The organism is Bradyrhizobium sp. P3_C3 (genome assembly GCF_056402655.1).
Genome location: NZ_JBFUGY010000013.1, coordinates 207166 through 222845 on the forward strand (window position 1 = coordinate 207166; position 15680 = coordinate 222845).

The following is a 15680-nucleotide window of genomic DNA, read 5'->3' on the forward strand; positions in this document are numbered from 1 at the left end:
CTCACGCGGTCGGTACGGTAGTCAGGTCAAACCGGACCTGCGCGACGATGCCGGTCGCGCCGCTCCGGTTCTGATGCATCAGCCTGAAGCCGTGCCGGTCGGCGGTGGATTTGGCGATCGCAAGACCAAGCCCGGTCCCCTCGACGCCCTGGGGCGCAGCCCTGAAGAAGCGGTCGTAGATGAACGGCATTGCGTCTTCGGGAATGCCTGGGCCGTCGTCGACGATCTCCAGCGCGCAAATCTTGCCGTCATTGACGACCCTGAGTTCCACCGAGCCGCCTGAACCTGAATAGCGAATGGCGTTGTCCAGCAGGATGGCGATGAGCTTGGCGATCGCGTCGCGATCGCCGAGGAACCTGCACGGTGTCTCCGCCGTCATCGCGAGCTGGACGTTGCGCGCCTCAGCCAGCGGATAGAAGTCCGCCAGCAACGACGTCGCGAGCGCGGCAAGATCGACGTTGTCATGCTTCTGGATCGAGGCGCCTTCCGTTCTGGCCATTTCGAGCAACTGGCTCGCCAGATGCGATGCGCGCCGCACGCCGTCCCGAAGTTCGTCGGCAAGCTCGCGAGTCTGTCCGGACAGTTCTGCGGCGATCAGGTTTTCCGCTTGAATCTGGAGAGCGGCCAGAGGTGTCCTCAGTTCGTGCGCAGCGTCCGCCACGAAGCGGCGCTGCGCTTCGAGTGCCGATCGGTGACGATCGACGAGCTTGTCGATGGCAACGATCAGCGGAGCCACTTCCGCCGGTACGCCCACCGGACGCAGGGGCTCCTGCGCATCGACGCTGCGCTGGCCGATTTCAGCCGACAGCCGTTGCAGACCGCCCATCGTGCGGCTGATCGACCACCCCAGAACGGCCCAGACCAGCGGGATGGCGAGCAGCAGCGGAAGCGCGGCGCCTGTCGCCGCGTGCAGCGCGATCTCGTGCCTGGCGCTCCACGCTTGCGCGATCTGGATATCGTGCTGCGCGTGGCTCCAGCGATAGACGCGCCAATCCTGCCCGTCGGCGATCTCGTCGGACAATCCCGGCACTGATTGCCACGGAATGTCGATCGGAGGACCCGCCCGATGCAGCAGCGCGCCGGAGCGATCCCAGATGCGGACGACCAACTGATCCTCGTCTTCGCTTTCGAGCAGCGGACCCGCACCGTTGCGGTCGCCTGGACCGACATTGACGGCGATCTCCTGCAACTGAGCGTCGAGGAACTTGTTCATCTCATAGGCGACCAGGCCGAACGATGTTGCCGTCGCCAGGAGGCCGATGGCGGCCAGCAACAGCGTCGCACGCGTGATGATCGTCTTGCGAAGAGAGCTCATGATCCGGACTTTGTGACCATCCACCCGGCACCGCGGATGTTCCGGATGACGTCCTTGCCATACCGCTTGCGCAGGCCGTGGATGACGACGTCAACGGCGTTGCTCTGCACTTCGTCACTCCAGCCGTAGATCCGGCTCTCGATCTGGCCTCGCGACAGAATGGTTCCGGGACGCTCCATCAGGGCGTACATCACCGAGAACTCGCGCGCGGAAAGCGTCGACTGGATGCCGCGGAAGGTCGCCACATGGGTCGATGGATCGAGCGTGATCTCCTTGCTGCTCATCAGCGAATTGGAGCGGTCGTTGACCCTGCGCATGACCGCGCGAATGCGCGCGAGCAGGGCGCGCAACTCGAACGGCTTGACGATGAAGTCGTCGGCGCCGAGATCGAGTCCCGCGACCATGTCCTCGACCCGGTCGCGGGCCGTGATCACCAGGATGGGCGAAGCCTTCCTGCTGCGCGCGGCCTTGAGAATCTCGAAGCCGGTCATGCCGGGCAGTCCGATATCGAGCAGCGTGATCGCGTGCTCGGCGCGTTGTAGCGCGGCGTAGCCGTCCTGTCCGTCGCGGGTCCAGTCCACGGTCATTCCGTTTCGCTTCAATCCGCGGACGAGCGCCTTGCCGAACATCGGATCGTCTTCGATCAGCAGGAGGCGCATTGATTCAGGGAAAATCGCTGTGTTGGAGTGGTGGCGCGTCGCAGCACCAAGCGCCACATTCGACACCGCGGCCAAATGGTCAACCGCCTGCGCCTCAATTTAGAACTCTTACAAATTTGGGCGTGAGCGTAGAGAGGCTCGACCTATTCTAAATCCGATCTAATCCTCATCTAATTCTTCGCATTGCAGATGCGCCCCAGTTTGGGACCGCGAAGCCGTCTTTCAGAGCGGCACGCGAAGCTTTTGGGGCGTTGCAGATGGAATTGGGTTGTTGGGGTGGCCGTAAGGCGTTGCGTGGTTTTCTGCTGTCGACAACGGCGGCGCTGTCATTCAGTGGCGGGCTGACGATGGAGGCGGGCCCGGCCTCCGCACAGCAGGGGCAGGCGGCGGGAGCCTTGCCGTCAGTCGTCGTTTCCGCTCCGCAGCAGCGCGCCCGCCGGGCGCAGACCGCGGCCGCCTCGCGCGCAGCGCGATCGAATCGCCGGACGACCACCGTCGCACCGGTCGAGAAGAAGCCGCCGAGCGTCAACAATCAGGACGCGCGTACCGGCCAGAAGGGCTATGTCACGCGGAGCGTGACCAGCGCGACGAAGACCAATACGGCTCTCCTCAACGTGCCGCAGTCGGTGACGGTGCTGACGAAGGATTTCATCAGGGACCAGGCCTTCACCTCGATCGGCGAGGCGACCCGCTATGTGCCCGGCGTGATCTATCATCAGGGCGAATCGCATCGCGACGACCTCGTCATCCGCGGCCAGCGCAGCAACGCCGACTTCTACACCAACGGCATCCGCGACGACGTCCAGTATTTTCGCGACTTCTACAACATTCAGCGGCTCGAGGTCCTGAAGGGGCCGAACGCGATGATCTTCGGCCGCGGCGGCGGTGGTGGCGTCGTCAACCGCGTACTCAAGGAGGCGGACGGTACGACCATTCGCGAGGTGACGGTCGGCGGCAATTCCTATCCCGGCGCCCGCGTGACCACCGACGTCGGCCAGGCGATCAACGAGAACTGGGCCTTCCGCCTCAACGCGATGTACGAAAATACGCAGAGCTATCGTGATTTCGTCAACCTCGAACGCTGGGCGATCAATCCTACCGCGACCTTTGCGCCGAACGACACCACGACGGTCAAGCTGAGCTACGAGCATCTGCACGACCGGCGTACCGTCGATCGCGGCATCCCCTCGCAGATCCGCCCCGGAAACGCCTTCCCGCGCTATCCCTACGATACGTCGCCGTCTGCGTTCTTCGGTAACCCCAACCTCAACTATGCGCTCGCCGACGTGGATATCGGAACCGCTGTCGTCGAGCACGATTTCGAGAACGGGTGGACGATCAAGAATTCGTCGCAGATCGCCAACTACGACAAGTTCTACCAGAACATCTATCCGGGCGGAGGAGCCAATTCCGGTGCCGTCAATGCCGCCGGAACCTCGAGCAATCTGCAAGCATACAACAACGAGACCGACCGGACGAATTACTTCAACCAGACCGATCTCACCTACAAATTCGGGACGGGCCCAATTCGTCACACCGTCGTCTTCGGCGCCGAGGTGGGCCGTCAGAACGGCCTGAACTACCGGCAGAGCGGGCTCTTCAATGGCGTATCGTCGACCATCACGATCGATCCGAGGAATCCGACGTCGTACGTTCCGGTCACTTTCGCCAATAACGGGGGTACCGATGCCAACAACACCTACAAGCTCAATCTCGGCGCCGTCTACGTCCAGGACCAGGTCGAGATCACGCGCTATCTGGAGCTGATCGGCGGCCTGCGGTTCGATCACTTCGACCTGACGTCGCGAGACCGCCGCACATTCGTCGAGCTCAACCGGGTCGATGATCTGGTGTCGCCACGCGTCGGTGTCCTGTTCAAGCCGCTCGAAAACCTGTCGATCTACGGCAGCTACAGCATCTCGTATCTGCCGAGCGCCGGCGACCAGTTCAGCGCTCTGACACCGGGCCTGGCCATCGCAGCGCCCGAGAAGTTCGTGAACAAGGAAGTCGGGCTCAAATACGACATCTTCCCGAGCCTGCAGTTCGCTACGGCGATCTACGAACTGGACCGGACCAATCAGCGCTTTGCCGATCCCAACAATGCGGGATTCTTCATCCTGAGCGGAGCCACCAAGACCCGCGGCCTCGAAGCGTCTCTGACAGGCTACGTGACGGACGCCTGGCAGATCACGGGCGGCTACGCTTACACGGATGCGCGGATCACCAGTAACAACTCCGCGACCATTGTCGCCGGCAACCGCGTGGGACTTGTGCCGTACAATACTTTTTCCCTCTGGAACAGGTATCAGTTCACGGAGCAGTGGGCCGCGGGCCTCGGTGTGATCCACTACTCGAACTTCTTCGCATCGTCCGACGACACCGTGCTGATCCCGGAGTTCACGCGGGTGGACGCCGCCGTGTTCTTCAGGCTCAACGAGACCTGGCGGGCCCAGCTCAACATCGAAAATTTCCTCGACCGGAAGTACTATTCGACCGCGGACGGGAATAACAACATCACGCCGGGGTCTCCACGTGTGTTCAGATTGTCAGCCACGGCGAACTTCTGATGGTGTTGAGATGACACGCGCGAGTGGCCGAGCTGAAGGCAGGTCGACGGCACGCAAGAGCAATCGCGCCGCACAGGCGGCGCGACAGCGCTGCTTCGTGCTGGAGATCAACCAGAGACCGGTTCTGGCGTTCTCGGCCAGCTCACTGCGATCCGCCCGGGCGCGCGTGCAGGAAGCATGGTTCGTCCAGGAATTGGAGAGCATGCGTTCAGGTGGGCGTCCTCTCCTGTGCCCGGATCATGTCCGACAGGTCAGGCTCGCGCTTCCCGCCGAGATTGCCGCGGTGGAACTTGGACGCGGCCTCGATGAGGCGCGCGGCGAGGACGCCAAATATGGCTTCGCGTTTCTCGTTCCGATCGACGTGCCGCCGAATTAACGGCGTCGACCGCTTTTTCTATTGAACCGCGAAGCGCGCGAGCGCCTCGCGGTCGATCTCGATACCTAGCCCAGGTCTGTCAGGCACCCGCACGAAACCCTTCTCGTGCTCGATCGGCTCCTTCAAAATCGCCTGCCGGATCGGATGCTCGGTGCGGTCGAATTCGAGCATCGGTTCGATCGGCGCAAGCGAGGTCGGCGTGTGTGACGGCAGCACGGCGAGGAGCTGCAGCGAGGCCGCGATCGCGATCCCGGTGCCCCAGACATGCGGATTGTAGCGGATGCCGAACGCCTCGCTCATGTCGGCGATCTTCTTGCATTCGGAGAGGCCACCCGCGGCGCAGGTGTCGGGCTGGGCGATGTCCAGCGCATGCGATGCGAACAGGTCGCGAAAACCGAAACGGGTGAATTCGCATTCGCCGCCGGCGATGGGAATCGTCAGCGCGGATCGCACCGCGCGATATCCCGCGACATCCTCCGGCGGCACCGGCTCCTCGAACCAGCCGATGTCGTAGCGCTCGATCATGCGGCCGAGCCGGATCGCCGCCACTGCGTCATAGGCGTGGTTCGCATCGACCATCAGCGCGACATCCGGGCCGATCGCCTCGCGCACCGCGCGGGTGACCGCGGCATCCTCGGCGATGCCGAAGCCGACCTTCAGCTTCACGGCGCGGAAACCTTCCGCGGCGTAGCCGGCCGCTTCCTCCGGCAGGTATTTGAGCGGATCGCCTGATTTGCGCCGGTAGAGCCCGGTCGCATAGGCCGCTATCTCCTTGCGCGCGGCGCCACCGAGAAGCTGATGCGCTGGCACGCCGAAATGCTTGCCCTTGATGTCCCACAACGCGATATCGATGCCGCTCAGGCCCTGGATCACGACGCCCTTCTGGCCGTGATCGCGCAAGCGTGCGTAGACCATCTGCCACAGCACATCGGTGCGCAGCGGATCCTCGCCGATCAGCAAGGGTGCGATGCTCTGCACCACCGCCGCCGTCATCCGCGCCGGCCCGTAGCATTCGCCCCAGCCGGACAGGCCGTCATCCGTCTCGATCTCGACCAGCATCGCGGTGCGCGTGTCGTACCAGGCGCGCGAATAGGCGAAGGGCTGCGAGAGCTTTGCTTCGAGGATGTGCGTGCGCACCTTGGTGATCTTCATCGCCGATGTTCCTTCAATCCGTTCACCGCGCCTCGTCCAGCACGCACGTCACCGTGCAGACGACGCCGCGCGGCAGGAAGTCGACCGTCGCCTCGCCGCCGAGCTGGTCGCGCGCGCTGCGCTCGATCAGGCGCGAGCCGAAACCGCGCTGCACCGGTTCCGTCACCGGCGGTCCCCCGATCTCGCTCCAGATCAGCCGCAGCCGGGGCTTCGGCGTGTCGGCGATGACCTCCCAGTCCAGCGTGACCCGGCCGGTCTCGTTCGACAGCGCGCCGTATTTCGCGGCGTTGGTGGCGATCTCGTGCACGATCATCGACAGCACCACGGCGAGCCGCGGCGATAGCGGCACGGCGGGGCCGGCCATGCGGATGCGATCGGGATTGCTCAGCAGGAACGGCTGGAGCACGCGCGCGATCACATCCCTCAGCTCCGAGCCTGCCCATTTCTCCTGGCTCAGGAGATTATGCGCCTCAGCGAGCGCACCGAGCCGTCCCTCGAACTTGGTCCGCTCGTCCCGGCTTGAACTTCGGAAGGTCTGAACCGCGATCGCCTGCATCAAGGCCAGCGTGTTCTTGACGCGATGGTTGAGCTCCTCGATCAGCAGATTGTGCAGCATCTCGCCGCGCGCGATCGTGGTCGCCATCCGCACCGCGAAGGTCAGGCCGGTCAGCAGCAGGATGCCGCCGATCAGGCTGGTGATCGCGATGTCGCGCCAGAGCGGGGCGATCAGCGATCTCTCGGCGACACCGGCCACGACCGTCCAGCCGGTCAGCCGCGATCTCGTATAGGCGGAGGACAGCGCGACGCCATCGAGCGAAACGGTGGAAAGGGTCGCCTCCGGCGTCCGGGCCATCGCATCGTTCAGCGCGCCGGAGGCCTGCTTGCCGAACGTCTCGGCCGGATTGGGCGCGCGCGCGAACACGCGACCCTTGGTGTCCAGCAGCGACACCGTCCACTGATCGTTCGGCCGCTGCTGCTCGACCAGTTTCTGGAATGTCGCGATCGGCGGGCTGAAGGAGAGCGCGTAGACGACCTCATCGTTGCGCAGCACGGGAACCTCGACGGTCACGATCGGCCGGTTCTTGGTCGAGCCGGTGAACAGGTCGGAATATTGCGGTGACTTGCTCGCAAATACCCGCTCGACGATCTCGCGATTGTTGCGGGGCGGCAGGTTTGTCGTTTCACTCGTGACGGTCGAGAACAGCTGGTGCCCGCTCCCGTCCGCCACCAGCAGGACGCTGTCCTCGCCATATTGGCTGATGAACCCGGTTGCCAGCCGGCGGAAGTCGTCGAAGTCGCCGCTTTGCAGGGCGTTGCTGAGCGCCAGCACCTGCAAGCCGCCGGTCATTCGCTGCACTTCGGAATCGAGCACGAGGCGCATGCTTCGCACCGTCTCCAGCACGCGTCGTGTCGCGTCGCTGCGGTCCTGGCGGTAGTTGGAATAGGCAATCCCGACCGCAAAGACGATCAGCGGCAACATCGTTCCCGTGACCAGAAGAGCGAGCCGGACCGGCAGAGTGAGCTTTGACAAGCGCGGGCGTCCCGGTTCCAGCGCAGCGGCGCCGGATTATGATTTTGGGGAGACCATACGGGTGAGACTTGCACCGCGCCACGATTTTCGCGTCCGGCGAGCACGTCAGAGCGGGATTTTGCAGCGCGGTCGCGGGCGTCAAGTCGCGCACCGAGGCTGATAGCGGCATGAAGACCGTCAAGGTCTGCACGTCCAACTGAGGAGAATGACGCAATGCTAGTTCTGATTTTGTGGGCCGTGCCCGCCGTTCTGGTGCTCGGCGGCGGAATTTATCCGGTCGGCCATATGCACTAGGCAACGATAGGCCCTCGCGATCGATCGCGAGGGCCCGTTCTTGTTGAGACGCAGATCAGAGATTGCTCTCGGTGATCGCGGCATAGACCATGCTGCGCAGTTCGCGCCGGAGCGGATAGGCGCTCGACGGCAGCACCTGCGTCATGAAGATGGTGATCAGCTCTTCGGCCGGGTCGATCCAGAACGAGGTCGTGGCCGCGCCGCCCCAATTATATTCGCCCGGGCTGCCGGCGATCAGCGTCTCCGCCGGGCGCATGGTCACGGCAAAGCCGAGGCCGAAGCCGATGCCGTTATAGGTGGCTTCGGAGAACAGCGAACGCGATACCTCCGGCAGCGCGCGGCCGCCCGGAATGTGGTTGCTCGTCATCAGCGCGAGCGTCTTCGGCCCGAGCAGGCGGACGCCGCCCAGCTCGCCGCCATTGAGCAGCGCACGGCAGAAGGTGAGATAGTCGGCGACCGTCGAGCATAGTCCGCCGCCGCCCGAGATGAACGAGGGCGGGGACAGGAACGAGCTCTGGGTCGGGTCGTCCTGGAGCGTCAGGCCCTCGCGGCGCTGGCCGGCATGGAAGGTCATGCCGCCACCCGGATCGGCGGAGTAGCAGGCGGCGAAGCGATGCGCCTTGGCGGCCGGCACGTGAAAATCAGTGTCGGTCATGCCGAGCGGATCGAGGATGCGAGTTTTAAGGAACTGCTCGAAGGGAATCCCGGAGATTTTGCCGACGAGATAGCCAAGCACGTCGGTCGCCACCGAGTAGTTCCAGGATTCGCCCGGCGAGAACTCCAGCGGAATTTTTGCCAGCGCCTCGATCATGCTCTGCAGCGTGCCGGCTTTCTCGACCTCGCCGATCTTCTCGGTGCGATAGGCGGCATCGACGTTGGAGCGCTGCTGGAAGCCGTAGGTGAGACCGGCGGTGTGCCGCAGCAGGTCGACGATCAGCATCGGCCGGGACGGCGGCCGGGTCAGGAAGGCCGGCGCGGTGCCGGCGACGAACACGCCGAGATCCTTCCATTCCGGAATGTACTTGGCGACGGGCTCGTCGATCGCGACGAGGCCTTGCTCGACCAGCATCATGAAGGCGACGCTGGTGAGCGGCTTGGTCATGGAATAGATGCGGTAGATGGTGTCGTCCTTGACCGGCGCCTTGCGCTCGACGTCGGCAAAGCCCTGCACCGAGCTATGGGCGACCTTGCCGCGGCGGTAGACCAGCAGGTGTGTGCCCGGAAAGCGGCCGGCATCGATGTAGCGGCTCTTCAGATGCGCATCGACGCGGTCGAGCGCAGCCTTGGACATGCCGACGGATTCGGGCGAGGCGGGGGTAGGGGCGAGCATCAGTTCCTCCGGGGCGTTTTGTYGGAAAGTTGATAGCGAAATGCCGGCCCCATTCCAAGCCGGTTGCGCTTAACGCGGCCGGGCCTGCTGGTGTAGGCTGCGCTCTGGAACGCCTCCAAGGAGCCCATCCGGGCCAACGAGAAAACTCAGGGCAAACGCAGCATGACCCAGTTCAACGAGACCGAACTCACTGAAGCCGTCGTCAAGAGCTTCGACAATACGCCTGATGCGCGGGCAAAATTCCTGCTCCAGGAATTGGTGAAGTCGCTGCACGATTACGTGAGCAAGACCGGTCTCACCTTCGAGGAATGGGAATACGCCATCGATTTCCTGACCCGCACCGGCCACAAATGCACCGACACAAGGCAGGAATTCATCCTGCTCTCCGACGTGCTCGGGGTCTCCATGCTGGTCGACGCGGTCAACCATAGGGATCGCGAGGGCGCCACCCAGACCACGGTGCTCGGCCCGTTCTATGTCGGCGAGCACAAGGTCACGGCCCACGGCACCGACATCTCGCCGAACAATCAGACCGGCGAACGGATGTTCGTGCAGAGCCGCGTCACCGACCTCAAGGGCAAGCCGCTTGCGGGCGTTCCCGTCGACGTCTGGCATGCCGACGATGACGGCTTCTACGATTCACAGAAGCCGAACTACGACGAGGTCGGCGCTTCGGCGCGGGCGCGCTTCATCACCGACGCCGACGGCCGCTTCTTCTTCCGCACCATTTTGCCTTGCAGCTATCCGATCCCGACCGATGGCCCGGTCGGCGAGATGATCATGCAGACCAAGCGGCATCCGATGCGTCCCGCGCATGTGCACTTCCTGGTCAACGCCAAGGGTTACGAGCCGCTGATCACGCACGTCTTCATGGACGGCGACAAATATCTCGATTCCGACGTGGTGTTCGGGGTCAAGGACGACCTCGTCGCCAAGGTCGAGCCGCGCAACGATCCCGCGATGCCCGACGGCTCCAAGGCAAACGGGCAGTGGCACCTGATGACTTACGAATTTCACCTCAAGCCCGGCGGCGGCATGGCGCCGAAGCCGCTGGGGGTGAAGGCGGAGGAGCCGGCGTGATGGCTCGCAGCTGGAGCGCACATTCGGCCGCTCGGTAGTCAGGGCGCGTGCGACGTCCGCTGTGCTTCTGGTAGCTGCGCAACAGCGGACCTCACTGGATGTCCGAGTTGGGCCAACAACAAACATACTGCGAACATAAAGAAGACGCGAGGCGAGCCGGCCTTAACGTCCTCGGAGCGTCCCGATTAAGCAGGACGGATACCGCCTGTTCGTGCAGCGCGTGGGTTCACATGCCACTCCCTCCGCCACCGCCGCCGCCACCACCAGCTTGTCTGGACGCTTCGAGATTTCTGTCTAAACGACTGGGTTCATTAGGCGCGTAACCGAAAGCTCCCGGATGGCCCTTCTTCGATCCCATTGTTTGCAGCTCATGCAGCGGAGCGTAGCCGGGGACGCCCGGGTGATGCCTCTTAGAGATCTTATGCTGCAGACCAAGTGCTTTGCCTGGTACACCCTGCGCAAGCGCGGCTGGTGCGGCGGCGATGAGAGCGGCGGCACAAAGTGCGATGATCGTTGTCTTCACTTTTCGGTCCTCCCTCCTTGAAACAAAAGAGCCCGCGTAGCGGATTCAACGCCGTCGCGACGGCATAGTCGAGCGCAAAAACGTCTAGCCGCAATCAACCTTTAAACCCAGCTAATCGCGCGATGTTTGGGCTATTTGGCCGATGTCGCATATGGGTCACCAGCGGCAATGCTCTGACGAGCGATAATGGTTCCACTTGGCCGCTAGAAGTGGACGTCTGCGCCCTTCTGCGCCCTATCGCGCGTGCAGCAGCGCCAGCAGCACGACGACGACGCAGGCCAGCGCTGCCGTGGTCAGCTTCCAGAACATCAGCGGGCTGCGCTCCAGGAGCGGCGTGATCCGTGCGTCTAGATAGGCCGGATTAGGCGTGCGAAGCTCGAAGACGAATTCGGACAGATCCTCGTGCCGCTTGTAGGGATCGGGATGGAGTGCGCGCCTGAGCGCGCCGTCGACCCAGGCCGGCACGTTGCGGTCGTCGTCGGCCGGACGATACTGAAGTCTCCGCGCGTCCGCCTTGCGCCGGATCCTGGCGATTTGGGTGCCATAGGGAAGCTTTCCCGTCAGCATCTGGTAGCAGATCACGGCCAGCGAAAACATGTCGGAGCGCGGCGAGCCGCCTTGCCCCAGAAAGTACTCCGGAGCCGTGTACTGGACCGTTCCCAGGATGTCGTCGGCCTCGTCTCGCGGCGCCGCCTCCGCGACGCCCGCGACCCTGACCGACCCGAAGTCGATGATCTTCGCGGTGCCCGTCTTGTCGATCAGAATGTTGTCGGGCCTGAGGTCCTGATGCAGCATTTCCATGCGGTGGAAGGCGCGCAGCCCCGCGGCGATCTGCTCGACCAGCCCACGGACGGTTTCGAGATCGGGGCGCGGATTGTCGGTCATCCACTGCTTCAACGTCTGCCCTTCGACGAATTCGGTCGCGACGTAGAGGTAGCTGCGCCGTCGCGACTGTGACAGCGGCTTCAGCACGTGCGGGCTGTCGATCCGGCGCGCGATCCACTCCTCCATCAGGAAGCGCTTGAGATAGGCGGCGTTGTCGCGCAAATCGATCGACGGCAGCTTGAGCGCGACCGGTGCCTCGGTCTCCACATCGACGGCGAGATAGATATGACTGCGGCTGCTGCCGTGGATTTCCCGGATGATCCTGTAGCCGTCGAAGACCGCGCGCGGCTCCGGCAGCGGCGGAAGCGGCAGCTGTGACGTCTGATTGAAGATGCCGGCCGGCTCGCGCTGCGGCACCGCGTCGATGCGCAGGATCTGGACGGTGATGTTGTCGTCGCTGCCACGTCGATAGGCTTCCTCGACGATCGCCTTTGCCGCGCCATCGAGCTCGGCTGCGTGCTCGCCGAGTGCGCTGGTGATGAAACGCTGATCGACGAATTCGTAGGCACCGTCGGTCGCCAGGATAAAGGTGTCGCCGGCCTCGATCTCGACCGTCTGGTAGTCGATCTCGAGCTGCGGATTGATGCCGAGCGCGCGGCCGAGATAGGTCTGCTCCGACGACACGATGATGCGGTGATCGTCGGTCAGTTGCTCGAGCGCCTTGCCGGCGACGCGGTAGACGCGACAGTCGCCGACATGGAAGATGTGCGCCGTGGTCGCCTTGATGACCATGGCGGTCAGGGTGCAGACATAGCCCTTGTCGCGATCATAGGCATATTGGCTCTTGCGCGTCTGCGCGTGCAGCCAGGAATTGGTCGCGTCCAGCACGCGGCGGGCGGAGGTCTTCACCGTCCAGGATTCCGACGTGCAGTAATAGTCCATCAGGAAGCTCTTGACCGCCGACTCGCTGGCGATCTGGCTCACCGTGCTGCTGGATATGCCGTCGGCGAGAACGGCGGCGATGCCCTTCAGGCTGAGCAGCGGCTCTTGCGGAATCAGGACGCCGTGAAAATCCTGATTGACGGGCTTGCGCCCCTTGTCGGAGTGCTGGCCGACAGAGATCAGGAGTCCGCGGGTCATCGTCATCACCAGGCGAAGGGAGCCTCACCCTGGTCGGGCGAGGCTCCTCTGTCGAGACGTATTAGGCCGCAACGCGGGTCGGCGCAGCCTTGCCGGCCTGACGCTTCGGCTTGGTCATGACGTGGGTGGCGTAGAGGGTCATGCCAGTGAAGGCGAGGCCGCCCACGAGGTTGCCGAGTACGGTCGGGATCTCGTTCCAGATCAGATAATCCATGATCGAGAATTTGGCATGGAGCATCAGGCCGGACGGGAACAGGAACATGTTCACGACGGAATGCTCGAACACCATGTAGAAAAACAGCATGATGGGCATCCACATCGCGATGACCTTGCCGGGGACCGAGGTCGAGATCATGGCGCCGACGACACCGGTCGAGACCATCCAGTTGCACAGCATGCCGCGCATGAACAGCGTCGCCATGCCGGCCGCGCCGTGCGCGGCATAGCCGAGCGTTCGGCCTTCGCCGATGTTTCCAATGGCCGCTCCGACCTTGTCGGGGTCTTGCGTGAAGCCGAACGTCGTCACGAAGGCCATCATGAAGGCGACGGTGAAGGCGCCGGCGAAGTTGCCGACGAAGACCAGGCCCCAGTTGCGCAGTACGCCGCCAAGCGTGACGCCGGGACGCTTGTCGATCAGAGCGAGCGGCGAGAGCACGAACACGCCGGTGAGCAGATCGAAGCCGAGCAGGTACAGCATGATGAAGCCGACCGGAAACAGTATCGCACCGATCAGCGGCTGGCCCGTGTTCACGTTGATGGTGATGGCGAACCACGCGCCGAGTGCGAGGATGGCGCCGGCCATGAAGGCGCGGATGGCAGTATCCCGGGTGGACATGAAGATCTTGGACTCGCCCGCATCCACCATCTTGGTGACGAATTCCGAAGGCGCGAGATACGACATCAATGGTTCCTTTTGCTTCGTAAGTGAGATCGACACGCCCGAGAGCGCAGCTGAACATCATTGGCCGTGCGGACAGCTCTGCCGCGCACGAGGGCTATGGAAGGTTTGGAAGCCTTGGGAATCGCGTCACGAGGACTGAGCCGGGAGGGCCGCGAAGCAGTTGAGCTTCCGGGATGCAGCCGCCAGAGGCTGCAACAATGCGGCAAGCCGCAGTCTTCGTTGACGTCGGTGAAGAAGCAAGTTGCGTGCCGTGTGGGCGTGTTAGAAAAGTCTAGCGATATCAATCGGATGTTGCGCGCGTTCAGCTGACTTTTGCGAACGCAGGGCCTTCTGCTTGGGCGGCTGCATAAGATTTGTGCGGCGCACAAGGAATGAGCAATCCGCAAGTTCCGCGTGCGCAGCATGCCTGCGACAGTCTGGCGCGGCATCAATAACCCATTCATTTTTCGATGGTTTTCGACGTGGCGGGCTTGGCATGAAGCTTGAATCATTCAAGCCGACGCCATTGAAGCCGTCCCGCGAGACTTCTCATCCGATTTGCCGACGCCACCAGACGGGGGTCTCTCCCGCCATGCGTTCGCATGCGCCTCTTTCTGGCGTCACGGACGGACGGGCTGCTCGCGAGCACTGACGCCATCAATTCTGCAACGATGCAAAGGACGACACTGCCTATGACCAAGCGCACCCGCCAGCCCTCGGGCTTGAGCCGCCGTCAATTGTTGAAGGCCGCCGGCAGCACCGCCGCTCTTCTCGCCGCCGCCAAGCTGAATTTCCCCGCCGGCGCCTTCGCGCAGGACGCAGGCCCCGAGGTCAAGGGCGCCAAGCTCGGCTTCATCGCGTTGAGCGATGCCGGTCCGCTCTTCGTCGCCAAGGACAAGGGCCTGTTCGCCAAATACGGCGTGCCCGACACCGACGTGCAGAAGCAGGCCTCATGGGGCACCACGCGCGACAATCTCGTGCTCGGCTCGGAGGGGAACGGCATCGACGGCGCGCACATCCTGACCCCGATGCCGTATCTGATTTCCGCCGGCAAGGTGACGCAGAACAACCAGCCGACCCCGATGTACATCCTGGCGCGGCTCAATCTCGATGCGCAGTGCATCTCGGTCGCCAAGGAATATGCCGACCTCAAGGTCGGTGCCGACGCGTCGGCGCTGAAGGCGGCGTTCGAGAAGAAGAAGGCCGATGGCAAGTCGGCCAAGGTCGCGATGACCTTCCCGGGCGGCACACATGACCTCTGGGTCCGCTATTGGCTCGCCGCCGGCGGCATCGATCCCGACAAGGACGTCGAGACCATCACCGTGCCGCCGCCGCAAATGGTGGCGAACATGAAGGTCGGCACCATGGACGCGTTCTGCGTCGGCGAGCCCTGGCCCGGGCAGCTCGTGCATCAGGGCATCGGCTACACCGCCGTCAACACCGGCGAGATCTGGAGCAAGCATCCCGAAAAGTCGCTCGGCATGCGCGCGGCCTGGGTCGACAAGAACCCGAAGGCTGCCAAGGCGATCCTGATGGCCGTGATGGAGGCGCAGCAATGGGCCGACAAGATGGACAACAAGGAGGAACTCGCGACCATCATGGCGAAACGGCAGTGGATCAACTGCCCGGTCGAGGACATCGCCGATCGCGCCAAGGGCAAGTTCGACTACGGCAATGCCGGTAAGGTGGTCGAGAACTCACCGCACATCATGAAGTACTGGCGCGACTTCGCCTCCTATCCGTTCCAGAGCCATGATCTCTGGTTCATGACCGAGGACATCCGATGGGGCAAATATGAAGCTTCCTTCGACAGCAAGGCGCTGATCGGCAAGGTCAACCGCGAAGACATGTGGCGCGATGCTGCCAAGACCCTCGGTGTCGCAGCCTCGGAGATTCCAGCCTCCACCTCGCGCGGCAAGGAGACCTTCTTCGACGGCAAGGTGTTCGATCCCGAAAATCCGGCTGCCTATCTGAAATCGCTCGCGATCAAGCGCGTCGAAGTCTGATG

11 protein-coding genes are annotated in these 15680 nt (G+C 63.4%); 4 read left to right on the forward strand and 7 right to left on the reverse strand.

All coding sequences use genetic code 11. From position 1 onward, the window contains the following. Position 1: 1 nt before the first annotated feature. The gene (locus tag AC1DW2_RS17235; RefSeq protein WP_477006696.1) at positions 2–1315 is read right to left on the reverse strand and encodes an ATP-binding protein; all 1314 of its coding nucleotides are present in this window, start codon (positions 1313–1315) and stop codon (positions 2–4) included. Beyond that, entirely contained in the window at positions 1312–1974 is a 663-nt protein-coding gene (locus AC1DW2_RS17240; RefSeq protein WP_063984805.1) for a response regulator transcription factor, read from the reverse strand. Before AC1DW2_RS17240 ends, AC1DW2_RS17235 begins: the two co-directional genes overlap by 4 nt. Positions 1975–2231: 257 nt before the next feature. Between AC1DW2_RS17240 and AC1DW2_RS17245 the strand changes: the two genes are divergently transcribed. Beyond that, complete coding sequence (locus AC1DW2_RS17245) at positions 2232–4541, forward strand: TonB-dependent receptor (protein WP_477006697.1); 2310 nt, start codon at positions 2232–2234, stop codon at positions 4539–4541. Positions 4542–4638: 97 nt separating this feature from the next. After that, the gene (locus AC1DW2_RS17250) at positions 4639–4917 is read left to right on the forward strand and encodes a hypothetical protein (protein WP_354174471.1); all 279 of its coding nucleotides are present in this window, start codon (positions 4639–4641) and stop codon (positions 4915–4917) included. A gap of 18 nt (positions 4918–4935) precedes the next feature. Here AC1DW2_RS17250 and AC1DW2_RS17255 read toward each other — a convergent pair whose 3' ends face one another. From AC1DW2_RS17255 to AC1DW2_RS17265, 3 genes are all read right to left on the reverse strand, one after another. Then, entirely contained in the window at positions 4936–6069 is a 1134-nt protein-coding gene (locus AC1DW2_RS17255; RefSeq protein ID WP_477006698.1) for a mandelate racemase/muconate lactonizing enzyme family protein, read from the reverse strand. 22 nt (positions 6070–6091) lie between these two features. Beyond that, entirely contained in the window at positions 6092–7549 is a 1458-nt protein-coding gene (locus AC1DW2_RS17260) for a sensor histidine kinase (protein WP_477006785.1), read from the reverse strand. Between the two features lie 400 nt (positions 7550–7949). Continuing rightward, a complete protein-coding gene (locus tag AC1DW2_RS17265; RefSeq protein ID WP_477006699.1) occupies positions 7950–9224 on the reverse strand; it encodes a serine hydrolase domain-containing protein in 1275 nt (424 codons plus the stop codon). Between the two features lie 162 nt (positions 9225–9386). Between AC1DW2_RS17265 and AC1DW2_RS17270 the strand changes: the two genes are divergently transcribed. After that, positions 9387–10304: an intradiol ring-cleavage dioxygenase gene (locus tag AC1DW2_RS17270; protein WP_477006700.1), complete on the forward strand. Its 918-nt coding sequence runs from the start codon at positions 9387–9389 to the stop codon at positions 10302–10304. Between the two features lie 757 nt (positions 10305–11061). Here the strand turns inward: AC1DW2_RS17270 and AC1DW2_RS17275 are convergent. Further along, entirely contained in the window at positions 11062–12798 is a 1737-nt protein-coding gene (locus tag AC1DW2_RS17275) for a bifunctional protein-serine/threonine kinase/phosphatase (RefSeq protein ID WP_477006786.1), read from the reverse strand. A 55-nt stretch (positions 12799–12853) separates the two neighbouring features. After that, positions 12854–13693, reverse strand: coding sequence for a formate/nitrite transporter family protein (locus AC1DW2_RS17280; protein ID WP_028146778.1), 840 nt, complete (start codon positions 13691–13693; stop codon positions 12854–12856). Positions 13694–14364: 671 nt separating this feature from the next. Here AC1DW2_RS17280 and AC1DW2_RS17285 point away from each other — a divergent pair. After that, entirely contained in the window at positions 14365–15678 is a 1314-nt protein-coding gene (locus AC1DW2_RS17285) for a CmpA/NrtA family ABC transporter substrate-binding protein (protein ID WP_477006701.1), read from the forward strand. Positions 15679–15680 lie beyond the last annotated feature (2 nt).

Coding starts and splice junctions, on each gene's coding strand:
- AC1DW2_RS17245 (WP_477006697.1), top strand. CDS start 2,232: ATGGAATTGGGTTGTTGGGGTGGCCGTAAGGCGTTGCGTGGTTTTCTG.
- AC1DW2_RS17260 (WP_477006785.1), bottom strand. CDS start 7,549: ATGTTGCCGCTGATCGTCTTTGCGGTCGGGATTGCCTATTCCAACTAC.
- AC1DW2_RS17255 (WP_477006698.1), bottom strand. CDS start 6,069: ATGAAGATCACCAAGGTGCGCACGCACATCCTCGAAGCAAAGCTCTCG.
- AC1DW2_RS17280 (WP_028146778.1), bottom strand. CDS start 13,693: ATGTCGTATCTCGCGCCTTCGGAATTCGTCACCAAGATGGTGGATGCG.
- AC1DW2_RS17265 (WP_477006699.1), bottom strand. CDS start 9,224: ATGCTCGCCCCTACCCCCGCCTCGCCCGAATCCGTCGGCATGTCCAAG.
- AC1DW2_RS17270 (WP_477006700.1), top strand. CDS start 9,387: ATGACCCAGTTCAACGAGACCGAACTCACTGAAGCCGTCGTCAAGAGC.
- AC1DW2_RS17235 (WP_477006696.1), bottom strand. CDS start 1,315: ATGAGCTCTCTTCGCAAGACGATCATCACGCGTGCGACGCTGTTGCTG.
- AC1DW2_RS17240 (WP_063984805.1), bottom strand. CDS start 1,974: ATGCGCCTCCTGCTGATCGAAGACGATCCGATGTTCGGCAAGGCGCTC.
- AC1DW2_RS17275 (WP_477006786.1), bottom strand. CDS start 12,798: ATGACGATGACCCGCGGACTCCTGATCTCTGTCGGCCAGCACTCCGAC.
- AC1DW2_RS17285 (WP_477006701.1), top strand. CDS start 14,365: ATGACCAAGCGCACCCGCCAGCCCTCGGGCTTGAGCCGCCGTCAATTG.